Origin of the sequence: Desulfobacter hydrogenophilus (assembly GCF_004319545.1) — a bacterium.
Classification (GTDB): domain Bacteria; phylum Desulfobacterota; class Desulfobacteria; order Desulfobacterales; family Desulfobacteraceae; genus Desulfobacter; species Desulfobacter hydrogenophilus.
Genome location: NZ_CP036313.1, coordinates 3,886,965 through 3,907,684, shown reverse-complemented (window position 1 = coordinate 3,907,684; position 20,720 = coordinate 3,886,965). Strand labels below are relative to the sequence as shown.

General features: G+C 45.6%; 20 protein-coding genes. 14 read left to right on the top strand and 6 right to left on the bottom strand.

What is annotated here, in order from left to right:
- The first annotated feature begins 107 nt into the window (after nucleotides 1-107).
- The 10 genes from EYB58_RS17400 to ettA all read left to right on the top strand — a co-directional run bounded on the left by EYB58_RS17400 (nucleotide 108) and on the right by ettA (nucleotide 8,790).
- A complete protein-coding gene (locus EYB58_RS17400) occupies nucleotides 108-860 on the top strand; it encodes an ABC transporter substrate-binding protein (protein WP_111957583.1) in 753 nt (250 codons plus the stop codon).
- Nucleotides 861-919: 59 nt separating this feature from the next.
- Nucleotides 920-1,621 (top strand): amino acid ABC transporter permease, encoded by a 702-nt coding sequence (locus EYB58_RS17395; protein WP_111957585.1) that lies wholly within the window; start codon nucleotides 920-922, stop codon nucleotides 1,619-1,621.
- 22 nt (nucleotides 1,622-1,643) lie between these two features.
- Nucleotides 1,644-2,420 (top strand): amino acid ABC transporter ATP-binding protein, encoded by a 777-nt coding sequence (locus tag EYB58_RS17390; RefSeq protein WP_111957587.1) that lies wholly within the window; start codon nucleotides 1,644-1,646, stop codon nucleotides 2,418-2,420.
- Nucleotides 2,417-3,109, top strand: coding sequence for an amino acid ABC transporter permease (locus EYB58_RS17385; protein ID WP_111957589.1), 693 nt, complete (start codon nucleotides 2,417-2,419; stop codon nucleotides 3,107-3,109). Before EYB58_RS17390 ends, EYB58_RS17385 begins: the two co-directional genes overlap by 4 nt.
- A 45-nt stretch (nucleotides 3,110-3,154) precedes the next feature.
- Complete coding sequence (locus EYB58_RS17380; RefSeq protein WP_111957591.1) at nucleotides 3,155-3,361, top strand: hypothetical protein; 207 nt, start codon at nucleotides 3,155-3,157, stop codon at nucleotides 3,359-3,361.
- A gap of 190 nt (nucleotides 3,362-3,551) precedes the next feature.
- The gene (locus EYB58_RS17375) at nucleotides 3,552-3,902 is read left to right on the top strand and encodes an MTH938/NDUFAF3 family protein (RefSeq protein ID WP_111957592.1); all 351 of its coding nucleotides are present in this window, start codon (nucleotides 3,552-3,554) and stop codon (nucleotides 3,900-3,902) included.
- A gap of 264 nt (nucleotides 3,903-4,166) precedes the next feature.
- Nucleotides 4,167-4,424, top strand: a complete 258-nt coding sequence (locus EYB58_RS24835; RefSeq protein ID WP_111957594.1) for an NUDIX hydrolase — start codon at nucleotides 4,167-4,169, stop codon at nucleotides 4,422-4,424.
- A 113-nt stretch (nucleotides 4,425-4,537) separates the two neighbouring features.
- Complete coding sequence (locus EYB58_RS17365; protein WP_111957710.1) at nucleotides 4,538-6,688, top strand: DEAD/DEAH box helicase; 2,151 nt, start codon at nucleotides 4,538-4,540, stop codon at nucleotides 6,686-6,688.
- Between the two features lie 18 nt (nucleotides 6,689-6,706).
- Entirely contained in the window at nucleotides 6,707-7,090 is a 384-nt protein-coding gene (locus EYB58_RS17360) for a RidA family protein (protein WP_111957596.1), read from the top strand.
- 17 nt (nucleotides 7,091-7,107) lie between these two features.
- On the top strand, nucleotides 7,108-8,790 hold the full coding sequence (ettA, locus tag EYB58_RS17355) for an energy-dependent translational throttle protein EttA (protein WP_111957598.1): 1,683 nt from the start codon (nucleotides 7,108-7,110) through the stop codon (nucleotides 8,788-8,790).
- A gap of 116 nt (nucleotides 8,791-8,906) precedes the next feature.
- Here the strand turns inward: ettA and EYB58_RS17350 are convergent, their stop codons facing one another.
- Entirely contained in the window at nucleotides 8,907-9,290 is a 384-nt protein-coding gene (locus EYB58_RS17350) for a flagellar protein FlaG (protein WP_111957600.1), read from the bottom strand.
- 391 nt (nucleotides 9,291-9,681) lie between these two features.
- Here EYB58_RS17350 and EYB58_RS17345 point away from each other — a divergent pair, with 391 nt between their 5' ends.
- Together EYB58_RS17345 and EYB58_RS17340 are read left to right on the top strand one after the other, a co-directional pair.
- Nucleotides 9,682-11,025, top strand: a complete 1,344-nt coding sequence (locus tag EYB58_RS17345) for a sigma-54 interaction domain-containing protein (protein ID WP_111957602.1) — start codon at nucleotides 9,682-9,684, stop codon at nucleotides 11,023-11,025.
- 353 nt (nucleotides 11,026-11,378) lie between these two features.
- Entirely contained in the window at nucleotides 11,379-11,738 is a 360-nt protein-coding gene (locus EYB58_RS17340) for a NifB/NifX family molybdenum-iron cluster-binding protein (RefSeq protein ID WP_111957604.1), read from the top strand.
- A gap of 35 nt (nucleotides 11,739-11,773) precedes the next feature.
- On the opposite strand, the gene EYB58_RS17335 is transcribed toward EYB58_RS17340, so the two are convergent.
- Both EYB58_RS17335 and EYB58_RS17330 read right to left on the bottom strand, forming a co-directional pair.
- Nucleotides 11,774-12,646 (bottom strand): DMT family transporter, encoded by an 873-nt coding sequence (locus EYB58_RS17335; RefSeq protein WP_131072102.1) that lies wholly within the window; start codon nucleotides 12,644-12,646, stop codon nucleotides 11,774-11,776.
- Nucleotides 12,647-12,735: 89 nt separating this feature from the next.
- Complete coding sequence (locus EYB58_RS17330) at nucleotides 12,736-13,164, bottom strand: YfiR family protein (protein ID WP_249060514.1); 429 nt, start codon at nucleotides 13,162-13,164, stop codon at nucleotides 12,736-12,738.
- A gap of 577 nt (nucleotides 13,165-13,741) precedes the next feature.
- Here EYB58_RS17330 and EYB58_RS17325 point away from each other — a divergent pair.
- Nucleotides 13,742-15,754, top strand: coding sequence for a TonB-dependent receptor plug domain-containing protein (locus EYB58_RS17325; RefSeq protein ID WP_111957610.1), 2,013 nt, complete (start codon nucleotides 13,742-13,744; stop codon nucleotides 15,752-15,754).
- A 328-nt stretch (nucleotides 15,755-16,082) separates the two neighbouring features.
- On the opposite strand, the gene EYB58_RS17320 is transcribed toward EYB58_RS17325, so the two are convergent.
- The 3 genes from EYB58_RS17320 to EYB58_RS17310 all read right to left on the bottom strand — a co-directional run bounded on the left by EYB58_RS17320 (nucleotide 16,083) and on the right by EYB58_RS17310 (nucleotide 19,355).
- Nucleotides 16,083-17,405, bottom strand: a complete 1,323-nt coding sequence (locus tag EYB58_RS17320) for an ammonium transporter (RefSeq protein ID WP_111957612.1) — start codon at nucleotides 17,403-17,405, stop codon at nucleotides 16,083-16,085.
- A gap of 98 nt (nucleotides 17,406-17,503) precedes the next feature.
- Entirely contained in the window at nucleotides 17,504-17,842 is a 339-nt protein-coding gene (locus EYB58_RS17315) for a P-II family nitrogen regulator (RefSeq protein ID WP_111957614.1), read from the bottom strand.
- A 409-nt stretch (nucleotides 17,843-18,251) separates the two neighbouring features.
- Nucleotides 18,252-19,355, bottom strand: a complete 1,104-nt coding sequence (locus EYB58_RS17310; protein ID WP_111957616.1) for a geranylgeranyl reductase family protein — start codon at nucleotides 19,353-19,355, stop codon at nucleotides 18,252-18,254.
- Between the two features lie 257 nt (nucleotides 19,356-19,612).
- On the opposite strand from EYB58_RS17310, the gene EYB58_RS17305 reads away from it, so the two are divergent.
- Nucleotides 19,613-20,668, top strand: a complete 1,056-nt coding sequence (locus EYB58_RS17305) for a tetratricopeptide repeat protein (protein WP_111957618.1) — start codon at nucleotides 19,613-19,615, stop codon at nucleotides 20,666-20,668.
- Nucleotides 20,669-20,720 lie beyond the last annotated feature (52 nt).

Genomic DNA, 20,720 nt, shown 5'->3' with positions numbered 1-20,720 from the left:
GTATTTATTCTTCTTGTACCTGGGGTGCAGTTCTGATAATTTAACATGCTTCAAATTAACCGGTATCAGGAAGAACCTGATACCCCTTTTATTGAAAGGATAGAGAGATGATAAAAAAAATTGCATTGCTGATAAGTGTTTTAACGGCATTTGCATGTCTGTGCCTGACACCTGCCGGCGCAAAAGAAGTTTATATTAACGGTATTGACTTTGGTTTTCCGCCCTTTGGATATGTGGATAAGTCCGGCAATCCCGCAGGCTTTGACGTGGAGTGCGTGAATTGGATCGCCAAGGAGATGGGTTTTGAAGTCAAACACCAGCCCATGGACTGGGACGGCATTATCCCCGCCCTCAATGCTAAAAAAATTGACTTTATCGCATCCGGCATGAGCGCTACAGAATCCAGGGAAAAAATTGTCAACTTCACTATGGCCTACTATGAAGTCAGCCAGGTGCTTGTGGTGTTAAAGGACCGGACGGAGGATCTCAATACCCTGTTGACCACGGGCAAAAAAATTGGTTCCCAGCGTGGTACCACCAGCACCAAACGTCTTAAGGATCTGCTTGCCACAGAAAAATATAAATTTGAAATTGTGGAATATGACTCAACGGACCTGAGTATTGAAGATCTCAAGATCGGCCGTATTGACGGTTCTGCCATGGATTCATCCATTGCCTACGAACTCAATAAAGACGGGGCCTATAAGACTGCCGGTGCCTTTGACGTGCCCACTGAAAAATATGGTTATGCCGTACGTAAGGGTGATGACAAACTTTTGAACCTACTCAACCAAGGGTTGAAAAAACTGATGGCTGATCCCCAGTGGCAGGTGCTTAAAGACAAATACGATATCCACTAGCATCCAATACTGTGAACCGGGCGTTTCTGCCCGGTTCCGTTTCCCACCCCGGATTAAACATGCATAACATGCTCACTTTTTTTTCTTCCATAACCGACTCCCTGCCCTATATATTTTCAGGACTATGGATCACGGTGGTTCTCATTATCGGGGCCATGGGTTTAGGGCTTTTGATCGGCATCCCTTTTTCCGTGATCCGAGTGTATGGACATCCCTTTGCCCGGCGCTGTGTGGCACTGTATGTCTGGTTTTTCAGAGGCGTACCTGTTCTTGTGCTGTTCTATTTATTTTACTTTGGGCTTCTATCCTGGCTTGACCAGGTGCCGGCTTTGGATTTTTTGCCCCTTGGCGATGCCTTTTTTGCGGCCATCCTGGTTTTAGGCATGACCACCGGGGCGTATCAGACCCAAATTTTTAAAGGTGCGATCCTCTCTTTGCCCCAGGGGCAGCTTAAGGCTGCGCGCTCCCTTGGCATGGGTGACATTTCAGCCATAACCGCCATTATTCTGCCCCAGGCACTGCGGTTTTCCATTCCGGCCTGGTCTAATGAATTCTCCATTGTTTTAAAGGATTCGGCGCTCGCCTATGTGATCGGGGTGGCGGAACTGATGTCACGGACCCGGTCCGTTGCTGCCATCACCCACAAACCTCTGCCCTTTACCCTGTTTGCTGGACTGATATTTTTTATACTCACCTGGGCTGGGGTCAAGGGACTTAAACGATTGGAGAAGAAGATGCAAATACAGGGATATACCCAATGATGTTTGAAAGGGGCAAAGAGATATGACACCACCCAATGGTACCGGTCCAGTTGTTCTGGAAGCCCGGGGGATTGTAAAGGAACTTGGCGGCAACACCGTTTTGAACCATGTGGATTTAACCCTTGCCAAAGGGGATTTAAAAGTGCTTATCGGTCCATCGGGTTCCGGTAAATCAACATTGCTGCAATGCTTAAATCTTTTGCACATCCCCGAAGATGGCCAACTGCTTTTAGACGGCACACCGGTGAATTTTAAAAAAAAAACGGATCTGTACCAGTTGCGGCAAAAGGTGGGGATGATCTTCCAGGACTTTAACCTGTTTGACCATTTATCTGCCCGCCAAAATGTAGCCATTGCACTGAAAAAAGTAAAAAAACAAGCAAAAAAACAAGCCCACGACAGGGCATGTGAGGAACTTGCACGGGTTGGACTGTCAAATAAAATGGAGCTGTATCCGGCCCAGTTGTCCGGGGGGCAGAAGCAGCGGGTTTCCATTGCAAGGGCCCTGGCCATGGACCCGGAGGTGCTGCTTTTGGATGAACCCACATCAGCCCTGGACCCGGAACTGATCAGCGAGGTGCTGGTGGTGATCCGGGATTTGGCAAAGGCGGGGATGACCATGCTCATGGCCACCCACCAGATCAGCTTTTCCGCAGGCCTTGCCCATGAATTCGTGTTCATGGAAAACGGACGCATTACCGAACAGGGGGTGCCATCAGTCCTTCTGGCTGAAAACAGCGGATCACGGACCCGGGATTTTTGTGCCAAAATTTCAGAGTTGACCGGAGCTGAGGCGTGAACGACTTTTTCCCCTTTATCATACACCAGGTCATACCCAGCCTGAACACAGGACTTTTTGTAAGTATTAAGCTTATTGTGCCGTCGGCCCTGCTCGGCCTTTTGATCGGTGTCGTTACCGGCACATTAGGGGTTTACGGTCCTGGGCCTGTAAAAAAACTGTGTGATTTTTATGTGGCCTTGTTCCGGGGCACGCCACTGGTGGTCCAGCTCTATTTTTGGTACTTTGCCCTGCCCTACACAAATTTTTGGGGGATACGCATTGTCATGTCCGCTGTGACCTGCGCCATTGTTGGATTTTCCCTTTGCTCCGGGGCCTATCACGCCGAATATATCCGGGGTGGGCTTCTTTCCATCAAGACAGGACAACTTAAAGCAGCCCAGGCTTTAGGCATGACGCCGTTTACCTCGGTGAAAAGCATTGTCCTGCCCCAGGCGTTCAGGCACTCTTTTACCGGGTGCTGCAATGAGATCATTTACCTGATCAAATACTCATCCCTGGCCTCTATCATCACCATCAATGAAATGACCGGCATTGGCCGGGGCATTGCCAAGGCCACCTTTAGAAACGTTGAGACTTTCCTGGTGGTTGGAATTTATTACTTGATTCTGGTCTCCCTTGCCGGCATCCTTCTCAACTATGTGGAACGACGTATGGAAATCCCGGGTTTTGAGCGCCAGGCAAGATGATCCCAAATTACTGTCCGCGCTCTGAAGGCTAAAAACAGCGCGGCCATGATCTATCTGTATTTTTACCTGATCGGTGCAATGCGAACCCTTGTACCCTGTCTCCTTGATCCGGTTATTCCCAAGACATCCCTTGAGTGGACCATGCTTGCAGACATTGCCCTGACTTCCCTTGTTGCCCAATTAATAAGGTGGGGTATATTTATCCAGCGAAACCATTTTCACTGCCGTGATCGGCATCGGCTTTCTTCATGATCCGGTGTCCTGGCATTTCTGGTTGGGCGGAGGACTTATTCTGGGGTCAGGCCTGGTTCTTAACCGAATTTCCCAGGTAAAAGCACAACGCCTGTAAAATATTCTTCACTTACACCTCATCTTGTGCTTATAAAAACAAATAATTTAAACTCAGAAAATTCACTTGAATGGTCAATAAAGGAAGTCAACTATGATAACATCATTCGCTTTTGGTCAAATGGTTATTGGTACTGACACATACACTGCCGATTTGATCATTCTCCCGGACAGGCGAATCCTTCCGGACTGGCGCAGAAAAGAAGGTCATGTGCTTGACATGCCGGATTTAGAGTCGGTTTTGCCTTTGAGGCCAAATCTAATCATTGTCGGCACCGGCGTTAATGACCGGATGAAAATGGCACCGGGTCTTCCAAAGGCGCTGTTCGCCATGGGCATCGAACTAAAAGCCCTGGCAACGGATGCGGCCGTAGCCATGTTCAACACTACAATCGCCCAAACACCGGACAAAGCGGTGAGCGCCTGCTTTCATTTAACCTGCTGATAGGATTTTTGCCATGCCCCATAACAATCCCAATCACGACCGATTTAAGTTCTGCCCTTCCTGCGGCAGCAACCGCCTTGATCCTGACAGCGTCAAATCATTTAAATGCCGGGAATGCGGATTCGGATTCTTTCTTAATTGTGCGCAGCAGCCATGGCCATCATCCTTGACGATCAAAACAGGATTCTGGTCACCGTGCGTGCAAAAGAACCCGGCAAAGGCACTTTGGATCTGCCCGGTTGATTTTCCGAACCGGGCGAAAGCATTGACCATGCACTGGTCAGAGAGGTAAAAGAAGAACTGAATCTGGACGTTTTTGACCTTGACTTTTTCTGCTCTTTTGCCAATACCTATCCTTACAATTGTGTGGTGTATCCCATCACCGACATGGCATTCACTTGCAAGGCCAAAAATTTTTCTTTGATTACACCCATGGATGATGTAGCCGGCTTCAGGTTTATTCCGGTCCATGATCTGGACACCAACATGTTCGGTATGGATTCGGCACGAAACGTGCTATAAAAATATAAAAGTTTATATTCAATCAATTAAATAAAAGTCAAATCTATGGCCTTTGCAGCGTACACCAAGGGAACCGTATTGCGTATTCAGTTAATTTGTGGTTTAAACGATACATGAAAAAAAGATATTATCGTTCCGGAAAGAAAAAATCCGAATCCAGACCATCACGTCCCATTCATTACCCCGAGCTCACTGCCGGGGCAGATAAATCATTGAAAAAAACCTTTGATCGGATAGGTGTTCCCGAAAAACAGCCTTTCATACCGGATCCCTTCCAGCTTGAAGCCATTGAAGCTATCCACACATCGGACTGTCTTGTCACAGCCCCCACAGGTGCCGGGAAAACCTGGATTGCAGAACAGGCCGCCAAAAGGATATTGGAAAACAACGGTAAGGTGTGGTATGCCACGCCTCTAAAGGCGCTGACCAATTCTATCCATGCCGGATTTTCAAAAATTTTCGGCAAGGAAAAGGTGGGCATTCTCACCGGCGACATCAAGGAAAATACAACCGCGGACATCATCATCGGTACCACGGAAATTTTAAGGAACCAACTCTATGATGCCATGTACACGGGCCAGAACCTAAAATGCGATCTGATTATCCTGGATGAAGCCCACTTTCTCGGCGATGCCGAGCGCGGCGTGGTATGGGAGGAGATCATGATCTACCTGCCCGTGCGCATCCCGCTGCTTTTGCTGTCCGCAACCATCGGCAACCCGGACCAGATTGCAGGCTGGCTGTCCACTATCCGTGACAAGGCGTGTAAAGTGGTGGAAAATACCCAGCGGCCGGTACCCCTGTTCCCTTTATTTTTTCATCCCTCGGGCACCCTTTATCCTTTGCTTGAAAAAACAGGGACAGACGGCAAGCGGACCCGTCTCTATAAAAAAGTATATGATTTTAACCAGTCAGGTAAACGCCTTATGCTTGCCCCACCTGGTCGACTGCCCAAATTTTCAGATATTCTCAAGGTGCTTTCTCACTTTGATCTGCTGCCGGCCATCTTTTTTTTGAAATCCCGGGCAGAATGCGACCAGGCAATCAAATTATGCGATGGCAGTCTGCGCAAAAATGCGCCTGAAAAAAAGCAGGCACTGATGGACCGACTTGAACAGCTTACGGCAAACAACCCCCATTTATCCGCACATCCCCAGCGGCCCTACCTGGAGGAAACCGCAACGGCCGCCCACCATTCAGGGCATCTGCCCGCCTGGAAAGTGGTGGTGGAGACGTTAATGGCCGAAGGACTTTTAGATGCCATGTTTGCCACATCCACGGTGGCGGCCGGTGTGAATTTTCCGGCCCGGTCCGTTGTTATTCTCAATTCCGACCGGTTCAATGGCCGGGATTTTATGTCATTAACTCCCAGTGAATTCCAGCAGATGGCAGGACGGGCCGGAAGACGCGGCATGGACAACATCGGATTTGCCACACTACTGCCGGGCAAATACATGGATGTGTCCCTTGTGGCCAAACTGGTGAATGCGCCGCCTTTAAATGTAGACTCCCAGATCAAAATTGATTTTTCCATGGTGCTCAATCTTCTGTTATCCAACACCCCGGAACAGGTGCGCACCTTGTTAGAAAAATCCTTTGCCTCCCATCTCATTGCCATTGGCGCAAAAGCCGGGAAAAGCGGCAGAAAGGCCAGAAAAAAATTCGGCAACGATATGGAATATTTATGGCTGGATTTTACGGAACACATGGACTTTTTGATCCAAGAAGGCTTTGTTTCGCCTGAAGGGACAAAACCCAGCACCCTGACCGAAGATGGCATATGGGCATCTAAACTGCGTATTGATTCGCCGCTGCTTGTGGCCCAGTCTCTTCGGGACAAACTTTTACCCGAGCGTGATCCGGCGCTTTTAGCAGCTATGATGGCCTCATTTGTCAATGAAAAGGAGTTCAAGGATGATATGTTGTTCAATACGTCTCTTTCCAAACGACTTAAGGATGCGTTCCTGGCGTTGCGCCTGGGACTGAAACCCTTTGCCGTAAAAATGCTGCAGTCAGGATTTCCTGCGCCCAACCTTTTTATACAACCGGCATCGCTAATTTATGCCTGGGCCCATGACACGCCTTGGGATGAGCTGATGCACAAGTCGGATTTTGCCGAAGGTGATTTTGCTAGGCTGGTTTTGAGAACTGCGGAAAATCTGCGTCAGATGACACATCTGAATCAAGATTTTCCTGTGTTTGCCAAAACAGCGGCCCAAGCTATTGATATGATACTCAAAGCGCCAGTGGTTACAGTCTTTTAAGATAAGGAGAGACCATACATGACACCTGTTATATCAAAAAATGCACCCGCAGCCGTGGGACCCTATTCCCATGCCGTAATCCACAACGATACGGTATACTGTGCCGGACAGATCCCCCTGGATCCCGCCACAGGTGAAATTGTGGGTATCACCATTGAAGATCAGACCCGGCAGGTCATGTCCAATCTTGAAGCCGTACTTAAGGATTGCCATACAAGCTTGAAAAATATTGTAAAAACTACGGTGTTTCTGGCGTCCATGGATGATTTTGCAGGTATGAACCAGATTTACGAAGCGACCCTTGACGGCCATAAACCGGCCAGATCCGCCTTTCAGGTGGGACGTCTTCCCAAAGATGCCCTGGTGGAAATTGAGTGTATTGCCGTGTGTGACAAAAAATAGAATGCAGGAGATTATATATGTCCGAAGATACTAAAAAAGTTATTTACTCGATGCTCAATGTGAGCAAATTCCATGGCACCCGCCAGGTGCTCAAGGATATTTCACTGTCCTATTTTTACGGGGCAAAAATTGGTGTGCTTGGTCTTAACGGTTCAGGTAAATCTACACTTTTAAATATTATGGCAGGGATAGACACCGAGTTTGTCGGTGAAACCATCTTATCCAAGGGATTTACCGTGGGCTTTCTTGAACAGGAACCCCTGGTGGACTCGGATAAAACCGTGCGGGAAGTTGTGGAAGAAGGAGTTCAGGAAACCGTAGACCTGTTAAACGAATACGAAAAGATATCTGAAGCCTTTGCAGAACCCATGTCCGACGATGAGATGGACGCCCTTTTGGACAAACAGGGAAAGCTGCAGGAAAAACTTGACCACATGGATGCCTGGGATCTGGATGCCCAGCTTAAAATGGCCATGGACGCCCTTCGTTGTCCGCCCGAAAATACCCCTGTCAGCGTGATCTCCGGTGGTGAAAAGCGCCGGGTGGCCCTATGCCGTCTGCTGCTGCAAAAACCCGACATTCTGCTTTTGGATGAGCCGACCAACCATCTTGATGCAGAATCCGTGGGCTGGTTGGAACAGCATTTAAACCGATTTGAAGGTACGGTCATTGCCGTAACCCATGACCGCTATTTCCTGGACAATGTGGCAGGCTGGATTCTGGAACTGGACAGAGGCGAAGGCATTCCCTGGAAAGGCAATTACTCTTCTTGGCTGGAACAGAAACAGCAGCGTCTGGCAAAAGAAGAAAAAAGCGAGAGCAAGCGCCGCCAAACATTGGCCAGGGAGCTTGAGTGGATCAAGATGTCGCCCAAAGGCCGACGCTCTAAATCAAAAGCCAGAATCACGGCTTATGAGGAGTTGCTCAACAAGGACAGCAAACAGCAGGAACAAAAAATGGAAATCTTTATTCCGCCGGGACCACGGCTTGGTTCAAAGGTTGTTGTGGCGCAAAATGTTTCCAAGGCCTTTGAGGACAAACTTCTGGTGGAAGATATGAATTTTGTTCTTCCACCGGGTGCCATTGTGGGTGTGGTTGGTCCCAACGGTGCCGGTAAAACCACGCTATTTAAAATGATTACCGGTAAGGAAAAACCCGATTCCGGCACCATTGAAATCGGCGACAGCGTACGCGTTGCTTATGTGGACCAGGAACGGGACACCCTGGATCCTGAAAAAACTATTTATGAAGTGATCTCCGGCGGAAGCGATACCCTTTTGCTGGGGGATAGGGAAATCAATGCCCGGGCCTATGTGGGCAAATTTAACTTCTCCGGCTCTGACCAGCAGAAAAAGGTAAAAGATATTTCAGGGGGTGAGCGCAACCGGGTACACATGGCCACCCTGCTGCAAAAACAGGGCAATCTGCTGCTTTTGGACGAACCCACCAACGACCTGGATGTCAATACCATGCGGGCATTGGAAGAAGCCATTGAAAACTTTGCAGGGTGCGCTGTGATCATCAGCCATGATCGCTGGTTCCTGGACCGCCTTGCCACCCATATCCTTGCATTTGAAGGCGACAGCCGGACCCTGTTCTTTGAAGGATCCTATTCAGACTATGAAAAGGATCGCAGAAAACGACTGGGCATCAAGGAAAGCCAGCCCACAAGGATCAAATACCGCCAGTTGACCCGATAAAAAGATAAAAAAACCCGGTATAAAGCGTTAACATGAATACCGGGTTTTAAACGACAGGAAAGACAAAGCTTAAAACACAAGAACTGCGATAATTTATTAGCTATAGAATTATTTTATCAAACCTTCTGATCAAACAGAAATCCGGCAAGATCACTCATTTTATTCTGTAAAGAGAGCATCTCATCGGATGGAAACTGGCGGAGCAACTCTTCGGACTCCTTATCGAAAATCTTAACAACGATTTCATTGTTCTCTTCATCAACCGAAAAGCTTAATTTGGTTTGAATGGTCTCGGACATCTCCTGAAAAGACTCGACCATCTCTTTGACCTCTTCGGTGCTCATCTGCTGTCCGCTGGTCTGGCTCGAGGATTCCTTGTTTCCCTTTGTCTGGGTATTTTCAACGTTTTTCTGTACACTTTGAAGCTTATCTACAGAAATCAAAGGCGCTCTTTCCTGGATGGTTTCTTGTGCCGTAAGCGATTTTGCGGTCATATTCATTTTCTTGTGTCTCCTGTTTTTATAGGTTGCCGGTTAGAAAGGCTGTATATTTCTTTTTGTCTATTAAACCCTTAGAATACTGTTCGGACATATTTTGAATATACTTTAATTTAAAAAACAAATTTTCGATATTATTTCTCTAAAAATATGATTATAGCCATTGCTCAATTAAGTTTAGTTGCAGATTCGAAATATATTCCAGCTTAACACATGGAAAATACAGTTGCATAATTGCAAATATTCATTAACTTATATCTATTTAAGCTTTCATTAAAGGATCATCAGCCAGTGGCAATTATGCGATTTGGGCTGAATAAATCTATATTAAACGGTTGCAAAAAAGCGCTTCATATGATTTAAATTAGGGTCAAATATAAAAGGATTCTCCGACATGTCCCAAAATGATAGAAATACCCCATTAAGCATTGATACCACAAAAATCATCCTGGATTCAATTTCAGACGGGGTCTTTACCATTGACTACAACTGGAAAATCACCTCTTTTAACAGGGCTGCCGAAGAGATTACCGGCATCTGCCGGCAGGATGCCATAGGTTGTCATTGCTGGGATGTTTTCCGTTCCAATATGTGTGAACAGGGCTGTGCCCTGAAAAAGACAATGGATCAGGGCAAACCGTTTGTATCAAGTTCCGCATATATTATTAACATTCAGCAAAAAAAAATTCCGATCACTGCATCAACCTCTCTGCTTATTGATAAAGATGGTGAGGTTCTGGGCGGGGTGGAAACCTTCAGGGATCACTCTGTGGTGGAAGCCTTAAGAAAGGAGTTGACCGGAGGAGTCCGGGTTGGCGATATGGTAAGCAACTCCAGTGCCATGAAAAATATTTTCAATATCCTTCCCCAGATTGCTGAAAGCGATTCCTCCGTTTTGATCGAAGGAGAAACAGGTACTGGAAAAGAGTTAATGGCAAAGGCCATTCACAACACCAGCCATAGAAAAGATGCCCCTTTTGTGGCCATCAACTGCGGGGCCCTACCGGACACATTGCTGGAATCGGAACTATTTGGATACAAAAAAGGGGCATTTACCCATGCAGTAAAAGATAAGCCCGGACATTTTGCCCTGGCAGACACGGGTACGATATTTCTTGATGAAATCGCAGACACAAGCCCGGCCTTTCAGGTCAGGCTGCTTAGGGTTCTTCAGGAACGCGAATACACACCGCTTGGCGGTATAGCCAAAGAGCAATCCAATGTCAGAATTATTGCCGCCACCAATAAAAATCTGACAACTATGGTGGAAAACAAGGAATTCCGGCAGGATCTTTATTACCGCATCAATGTTATTAAAATATCCCTGCCGCCTTTGCGCCATAGAATGGAGGATATTCCCTATCTAGTAGATCAGTTCATCTCCCGGTTGAACCTGCGCCGAAATAAAATGATCCAGGGGCTTTCTCCTGAGGTGCTTGCCGCATTCATGGCCCATGATTTCCCCGGAAATATCAGGGAACTTGAGAATATCATTGAACATGCCTTTGTCCTATGTGCCAAGGAGTTCATTACCATGGCGCATTTGCCGCCGTCGCTTGTAGCCAAATCAGGACCGGAAGCCGGTGACAATAAAAATCCGGTGGTTGCAGCGCAAATTAAAATGATTACGGACGCGTTGAAACGAAATAACAATAACCGCAATGCCGCAGCCCGGGACTTAGGGATACACAAAAGCACCCTGTTCAGGCGTATCAAAAAATTAGGTATTCAATTGTAAAAGAGATTATCCTTGCAACCGAAAAACGTTTACAAGTCTCTTTTTTGCAACAATAACAACATACCCGGGATCTGCCGGAAAAAAAATACAAGCCTGGCAGGGGTTTGCCGCTGTTGTTCCCCGAGGGCTGTTGAGGCACAGCCTTTGCATATTTAGGACCGCAGATTATATAATTTAAACGAAATAGCTTGCCTTTTGGTCCATCTACTTCGTTGGATCAAAGGCCCAATAGGCCTGCTATTCAACCTTTAATGCGCCTTGTAGATGAACCAAAATTCAGCGTTATTTTTGCCTAATTTGTTTAATCTGCGGTCCTTAATTCTGGCAACAAAGATTTCTAAGAGGAGGAGATCATGAAAATTGCGATTACCACTTGGGGAAACCGGGTCTCTCCTGTGTTTGACGCAGCACAAACGCTTTTAATTGCCGATATTGAAAATCAAAACATTCATAATAAAAAATATGAATCTTTCCAGCCGGACGACATAATTGCCCTGGCAGCGCTTTTAAACCGTGAAAAAGTCACGGCCCTGGTTTGCGGTGCAATTTCCGAAACCTATGCGGCTCGTCTTGTTGAAAACAGAATTCGCATGTTCGCCTTTGTCACCGGGAATGCCATGGATATACTGGATTGTCTGGCTAGGCATAATATCATTAAACCGGCTTTCATGATGCCTGGATGCACGCCGATAACAAAAATGCCTTTGGCCTGATTTCCGTCTCACAAAATCGGGTGTATTTTAAGAAATTAAGCCCTTCGCATCATGCCCATATAAATGGCAGACAGCACTATGGATACGCCAAGCCACCCCATCATGCCGGTTAGCCGATCAAAAAACACCACATCCCATACAAATGACAACGCGGGTTGCAGTAACAAAATCAGTCCGGCCCTGGAGGTATCCACCCTGGGAAGATAATGGGATATAATTACCCAGGCCAATCCCTGGGACAAAAGACCGAGACAGACCAGGGCAGCCAAAGATGAAAAATCCGGAATAATAAAGGAACGGCCCATAAAAACAGCTATAGATCCAATGATAAGGGCACAAACCCCTGTCACGATTACCTGGTAGATAAACATGGGAACGTCATCCCCGGAGTGAACCATACGCATAAGTAAAAGAAAAACACTGTAACTTAGAGCGGTTATAACGCCCAAACCCACACCGGTCAAATATTCAGGCGTCAACTGTGCCATGTCCATGCCGATAATCATATACAGTCCCAAAATGGCCAGGGTCAAGGCAATCATATAGGCTGTCCCCAACCTCTCCTTGAACAGAAATGCGCCCACCAGGGCCATGATAAAAACTTGCAGATTTCCAAGAATGGTGGCAAGACCCGGCCCCACATATTCAATGCAAAAATGCCAGGAGATAAGATCCACGGCAAAAAAAAACCCGCACCCGACAGCCCCTAAACAGGGCTTAAGATCAATCTGTTTAAATTCATTGTTTAAACCACAGGGGATCAGAAGAAACAAGCATCCCCAAAAAACACGGTAAAATGCTGAAATTATAGGATTCACATGGGATAACGTCACCATCACGCTTGAAAAACTGATGATTATTGCACCCCAAAAAATACCGGCAACGGGCCGACTGACTGAAACCGTCATAAAAAATTTTTTTAACAAAAAAAGTCAAAACCTTTACTGGCAAGAGTTACACGCCACATAAATAGTATTATTGTGGGAACTGCACCATATTATTTGATTAATTCAAGGGCCAGGGAAAGCAAACGGGAATCCAGATCAAAACCAGCCGCCTTTACAGCCTTGAAATTGATTATAAATCGTAATTTATTTTTAATGGTCATAAATTGAATCATGCCGCCTTGTCTTGCAAAAGTGCTGGCCTCCCCCACCATGACAGTGCCTGAATTTTTCAATTTACGGATTAAGGGCTGCCAAAAGTCAGGGGTTTTTTGATGGATATAAAGCAGGTGGCAACCCTTAATTTCATCAATTTTGCTGTAGTATCGAACTGAAATGTCATGGGTGCCGATTTTGCCTGATTCAAGCACTGCTGAGATTTCCAGGAACGCATCTTTGCCCACAACGCCAATGACAAACAGTTCGTCTTCGTTATTAAATGCCTTGGCCGGCCAGCGGATAAATTTGGAAAAATTATACAGATAGATTAAAACTGCCAGGTTATTTTTGTGTAAATACTGCGTATGACGTCAATGGTCGAAAAATATCCGTTCGCTCCGTCTTCCATGTGTTCACCATCCAAAAAATTTGAGTGTAACCAAAATACGTTCACGCAAGCAATAGCAACTGTTCTATTTTAACAGCGCAGGGTGCTTCATACAGCCCCCCCTTGTCTATAACATAATGCCATGACTTGTGCGCCTCCCTGTGATTTTTGAGGCTTCATCCATAAATGCAGCAAATAGCTCTATATAACAGCCATGGACTGACTTGGTCTATCAACACCGAGGTTCAACCCACAACAAAGCATGAAATTAATTCAGTAACTTATTGGAACTTTTATATAAAATAGTTCTGGAGCTTGTACTCAAATGCAAATTCACTGGATTTCTCTCTTTAAAAACTTGATCATCGCGTATAAAATTCGTAAGATCAATGAATAATCTTGTGTAAGATGCGAAATCTCAAAGATTGATCGAGACCTCCATAGAGAAGTAATACGACACACTTAAAGTGATTCTGAGTTTTTACTAAAGGAATGAAAGGTTATTTAACCAAATGAATTTTATTCGTTTATTTCTCTTTTTATTGGCATGCCTGGTATCAACAGTTTCATATGCTAAGGATGCGGATATACTTGAACTCACACTTGAAGAGTTAATGGATATTGAGGTTACTTCTGTGGCAAAAGCGCCGACCCGCCTATTGGATACCCCGGCCGCCGTATTTGTGATTACCCAGGAAGATATTCGCCATTCAGGAGCCAACAGCATTCCCGGCCTTTTAAAAATGGTGCCAGGACTTGATGTGATTCAATTCGATGCTAACCGCTGGGCTGTCAGTGCCAGGGGATTTAACGGACAATTTGCCAATAAATTGTTGGTTATGATTGATGGCAGGAGCATTTATACCCCGATATTTTCTGGAACATTCTGGGATATGCAGGATTTAGTGTTGGCCGAAATTGATCGAATTGAGGTGATTTTAGGACCAGGTGCAGCGCTGTGGGGTGCAAATGCGGTCAACGGAATTATTAACATTATCACCATGCCTGTAGAAAAAACGTTAGGGGCCAAGTTGACTGCATGGGGAGGCACTGAAGAAAGAGCCGGGGTAAGTGCCATGTTTAGCCGTGAAATATCAGACAACAACAGCCTTCGGATTACAGCTAAGGCGTCTTCGAGGGATGACAGCCTTCTCAACGGTAGCGGGGCTGACGATGATATGTCTATGGGGCGCTTGGGGTTTAGATGGGATTTTAACGGTGATCGGATAACAGGTAATACCACTGGCAGTTTTTATCATGGCAGAGAAGGAACAAATTTTGATCGAGTTGGTATCGAGGATGATTATCACGATTTATTCAATGATGATACGGATTCTACAGAAGGCTCTCTAATGACTCGGTGGTCAGGTCCGCTGGGATCTGATGCCACCCTCTCTTTCCAAACGTACTATAGCTATACAGTAAGAAAAGAAGCGTTTTATGATGCAAGTGTTAAGGTCTTGGATAACGAATTTCAATTAATCCAGCCGATCGGCCAAGACCATACACTGACATTGGGCGGTAATATGCGATTTTATTGGGATGACATGACGGCCCATTCCCATACGAATATGGAACCGATCAAAGATCAATATAAACTTTACAGTTTATTTATCCAGGATGAATATTCTTTAAGACCTGATCTAACTCTTACCCTTGGTGGAAAATTTGAACACAATGACTTTACCGGGTGGGAAATTCAGCCCAGCACAAGATTATTGTGGAAAGCCTCTCCATCACTATCGTTGTGGGGAGCTGTATCCCGGGCCGTCCGGACGCCTTCCCGCATGGATGCTAATGGTGAAGTCGTTGTTGCCTTATATCCTCCGGGCCATTCACTTAACCCAACGCCGAACGCCCTTATGCCATTTCCCATACCGGTAATGGTCACGTTCAGAGGCGATGAGGAATTTAAATCCGAAGAATTAACAGCCATTGAATGGGGTGCTAAAACCCTTATTTCAGACCGGGCAAATTTATCACTGTCATTTTTTTACAACCAATACCGCAATCTTCGTACAGGAAGTAACCTGGACCCATCCATTATATTCAGCAATGGGTTACCTGCCGGTATTGATCAAATCAGCCTGGCCAATAACGACCTGGAAGGCGATACCTATGGGATGGAAGCCCTTCTTGAATTTCAGGCAGCAAAGGACTGGAAATTGATCGCAGGCTATAGTTACATGAATATGGATTTTGAGTTTGGTGGAGAGTTGGAAGAGTTTTTAAACAGTTTTTATTCCACTCACAAATTTTCTTTTCAGTCCAGATTTAAATGGTCTGATACTGTAAGGTTTAACACCTGGCTAACTTATACCCACGACATTGATGTGCAGGACCAATCAGGCATTTTTGATTTGACACTTTCCCTATCCTGGCAACCGTCTCCTGACTGGAAATTTGAAATTGTGGGACATAACCTCTTACATGATGCTAAACAACAAGGCCAGTCTGAACTCATCAGTATGGTTTCAACCCAGATCCAACGGGGAGGCTTTATCCGGGTTACCTATGAATTTTAAATTTTGAAAAAAATCCCCATAGAGGCCTGCAATGTCAACGAACGTTGGTTGCATTTAACGTTCGTTTAGCAGAGCAATTATTAATTTATCTGCTGAATTTGTTGCCACAAGAATAAATGATTGGTTGCGGAAATCGATTTGAAAAAATACCTGCCGCCTTAGAGGGAGGGAGGCGGCAGGTATTTTAGGCGTCTCACGCGTAAAGAAGACGCAGAGCAAATATGCAGGTGGTTGCGTTACCTTTATTCGTGCATTGTTCTGCCTGTATAGAAGGAAAATGCCAGGCTGCTGTCAAAAGGTTTGCAACAGCAGCCTGAGGCATAATCAATTAATGGTTGGCGGAAAAGTCAGGATATGCATTACCGCCATGTTCTGTGGAGTCCAGGCCTTCAATTTCTTCTTCAGGGGATACCCTTAAGCCCATGGTAGAGTCAATCACCTTGAACAGGATAAACGCTGTGCAGAATGTCCATGCAAAGCAGGAAGCCATACCGATGCACTGTACGGAGATAATTTTAATGCTTGTACCGCCGATATTAAAGATACCCGCAGCAAGGGTACCCCAGGCACCGCATACACCATGTACGGAAACTGCGCCAACGGGATCGTCAACTCTGATTTTATCGAAAAACATTACGGAGAAGACAACTAGAATACCGGCAACCGCGCCGATAATAATAGCGGAACCGGGTGTTACATTAGCGCAGCCGGCGGTAATACCCACCAGGCCTGCCAGGGCACCGTTCAAACTCATGCCCACTTCAGGTTTTCCAAATTTAATCCAGGAAACGATCATGGCCATAACACAGCCTGTGGCCGCTGCCATGTTGGTATTTACAAAAATCATTGCAATAGATGTATCTGCTGTAGTGGTAGAACCCGGGTTGAAACCAAACCAGCCGACCCACAGGATGAACACGCCAAGGGCTGCCAGGGGGATATTGTGACCCAGAATAGGTTTAATACCGCCGTCTTTGGTAAACTTTCCAAGACGGGGACCAAGAACAATTGCACCTGCCAATGCAGCCCATCCACCCACGGAATGAACAACTGTGGAGCCTGCAAAATCAATGAAGCCAAGACCTTCAAGCCAGCCGGAACCGTTGAACAGCGATCCCCAGGCCCAGGAACCAAAGATGGGATAAATCAATGCGGATAGAACGGCACTGTACACAAGGTAACCTGTAAATTTAGTACGTTCAGCCATGGCACCGGAAACAATGGTGGCAGCAGTTGCGGCAAACACAACCTGAAACATCCAGAAGGCCAGTACCCAGGGATCTCCACCCACCTCAAAATCACTTAGAAAAAAACCGGTGGTACCAAAAAAACCGGTTTTAGAGACACCGAACATCAGACCAAACCCAATAGCCCAGTAGAAAAGTGAGCCCATGGAAAAGTCCATCAAGTTTTTCATCATGATATTTATAGCGTTTTTGGCACGGGTGAACCCTGCTTCCACCATGGCGAATCCTGCCTGCATAAAGAAAACAAGTACTGCTGCAACAAGAGTCCAGACGTAGTTGGCATGGGTCTGGACCATTTTAATGGCATCGGCGTTGGAAAGCACTGTCGGGGCGTCGTCCGTCCCGGCCCATGCTGCGGTGATGGTACAAGCCAGCGAAGTTAGAATCATCAGTATATACTTCATTTTGTTTTAATCTCCTTATTAATATTACTTTTTATATAAAAGTTCCAATAAGTTTTGGTATTAATAGACCAAGTCAACCCATGGCCGTTATTTAAATTTTATAAAGCTTCTGTTCCGGTTTCGCCTGTACGAATACGAACAACATCTTCCACAGGAAAAACAAAAATTTTACCGTCACCGATTTTTCCTGTTCTCGCTGTTTCTACTATTGTATCCACCACAGCCTGGGCCTGATCATCGGCAACACAGATTTTCAATTCAACTTTGGGTACAAAGTCTGTCTGATATTCTGCACCGCGGTAAACCTCTTTGTGTCCTTTCTGACGGCCAAAGCCCTTGACTTCCGAAATGGTCATCCCGTTAATACTGATTTTGGCTAAAGCATCTTTAACCTCATCCACCTTAAACGGTTTTATTACTGCCACAACTTCTTTCATTTTAACTCCCTTTGTTAAATGTGCTTTATAACAACTTGCGCTTTAAGTTTCCTAAACAGCAAGAGGGATGCCAAAAATTATTTTTTTTAATATTTTAATGTATATAATTGAAATTATTAAAATTTATTATGAACTTCTTGTTTTATTTTTTCTGAAACACATTGGAAGGAAATAACATTTTTGGGATATAATTGATTACATTAATGTGGTTTCATGCATAATAACACCAAGAGGGCGTGAAAGTTAATACGTTTTTGTATTTACATACATAAAAACAATAATTAAAAAGCAGGGATTTGTATCTCTATATGAAGCCCCAATGAATTGTTAAGCGACTTTCACACTTTGTTGTGGTTGAGTCAGAGTATCGGCAGACCAAATCAGGTCAACCCGTGGCTGCTATACAGAATCAAAAGGGCATTAACATTTCGTGCAGGGTCTTTCCTTTGGAATACCCCCTGGAAAAACAATTATGTAAAATATTGCATGAGCCGACAGCAAGTGACCATTTTGGAAATTTATATAGAATAGATGCACAACACCGGTAAAGCCGCAAATCCAATTTCAAATCCCCAAGGGCTTGCCTGTACCAGCCAAGCGCATCTGAAGGTGTAGACGCTTTTTGGCCAACAGCATGCTCAATGGCCCGGGCAGAAAGGACACCGGATTGTAACGCAGAATAAATCCCCTCTCCCAACAAAGGTTCTGCCAGGCCGGCCGCGTCCCCTGTCAGAAGTACACGGCCTGTTCCCAGATGTGTTCTGCCACAGCTTGTGGCAATGGGATATCCCTTAACATCCGTCAAGGTATCTGTTTTAAGCCGATCCATGGCATAATTTTTCAATAGAGCCCGGTTCATGGTTCCATTGGGACGGGCACTGAAAATGCCGATATTTACATGGGTTTTGCGGGGAAATATCCAGTAATACCCTTTAATTTCCCTGGAAAAATCAAAGGTCATGGGATGAAGTCCTGCGTTTTTTACAGGCACATCAGCTTCCAGGGCAGGCAGTTTAATGATACACGACCGTTGAGCACTAATAAGCCTGCGAATCATTGAGTTGGCACCATCGGCCCCGATCAGATAACCGGCCCTGACAACATCGGTTTTATCATCACAGGACAGGGTCAAACTGACACCATGAGCGTCCTGATTAAGACGGATGATCCTGTCTATTTTTTTAAACCGACACCCGGCCTGCACCGCTTTTCCCAATGCATAGGCGTCCAAATCCATCCTTTTGGTAATGTAACACAAAGGGGTCTTGGCTTTGACAATAAAAGAGGCATCTCCAGGACGGATAATTTTCACCTCCCGGCAGGTACCGCGAACAAGGCCGGAAATATCAAAGGGAAACAGAGCCATAGCCTTGGGCGTAATCCCGCCGGCACATGCTTTTTTCCTGGGAAAATTTTTTCTGTCCAACAAAAGGACGGAAAACCCGGCTCGCCCCAAAAGATATCCGGCTGTTGTCCCGGCAGGTCCGGCACCGATAATAATGACATCATACATATGAAACTTTTACCAAATTTTTGGAAAAGGGCCAATCTCTTTTTACTGTGCTGTACCACAAATACGTCCTAAATCCCGACGATTCCAATTTTATTCTATTTCTCCGATATATCCGGAATCAGAATGACACGACAATTTAGAATTTTTCCCATTGACAAAAACTCAACCGCACGATTAGATATTAAGTTAATCGAATTCACAAACCGAGTACTACACACAATTGAACGTATATTTATACGTGATTAGGCTTACAACTAATGCAGAAAATTGTTAAAGAAAAACAGCAAGATAATGAAAATTATGCAGTCAACGCATTGAATCTTTGCAAAAAGGCCCGTGCTCTCATTCGCATTCGAAAGCCCAAAGAGGCGGAACCGATGTTGATATCCGCCTTGGAACTATCGCCTAAAAATCCTTATGTACTGGTAGCGTTAGGCGATGCCAAACGTATGCAAAGACAATTTACAACGGCTGCGAAATATTATCAAAGGTGCCTTGAGGCAGACCCTTTGAATCCGTTTGCCATGTCTGGTCTTGGCGATGCATACAGGGGTACCAACAACCTGGAGAGTGCCATAGATATCTGGACCCAGGCCCTGGATGCTTATCCTGAAAACTACCTGGTGATGACCCGGCTGGCTGATGCGTTGACCAAAAAAGGTAACTTTACTGCTGCCAGAAAAATATACGAAAAATCCATCACTCTAAACCCTGATGATCCCTTTGCCCTGTCAGGTCTTGGCAATCTCTATATCCGTCTCAAGGCCTTTGACCTGGCCGGACCGCTCCTTGAAAAGCTTGTAGTAAAACAGCCCAAAAATCCCAGAGCCATCGGCGCACTGGCCAATTTTTTTCGCAGACAAGAAGATTTTTTAAATGCAAAGGATTTGTTCGAACAGATTCTGGAGATTGACCCCCGGAATGTCTATGCAATGGACGGACTGGCAGATTGTGCCCGGGGCAATAAGGAATACGAAAAAGCAAAACAGCTGTGGGAAAAAGCCATGATAAACGGAATGAATCCAGCCATCGCGAAAACCCGCATTGCAGATGCCTGCCTGCAGATGAAACAATTCGCCCAGGCAAGACATTATTATGATCAGGTGCTGTCTGTGTCTGAAGACAAATTCGCTCTGTTGGGACAGCTGCGTCTTATCGAAACAGAGCCGGGAGAGAAACGCAATAAGGTTATTGAGGCGGCAGAAATTCTAAACCGGTTATTTGCCCTTGATCCATCTGACGACCGGACACTGAACGAATTTAAGGTTTTCAGAACCCGGTACCCGGAAATTGATGACTATGTCCAACCCTGATTCAGGCCTCTGGATCAGGGTTTAAACATTAAATTTATGATCAGGACGCTTC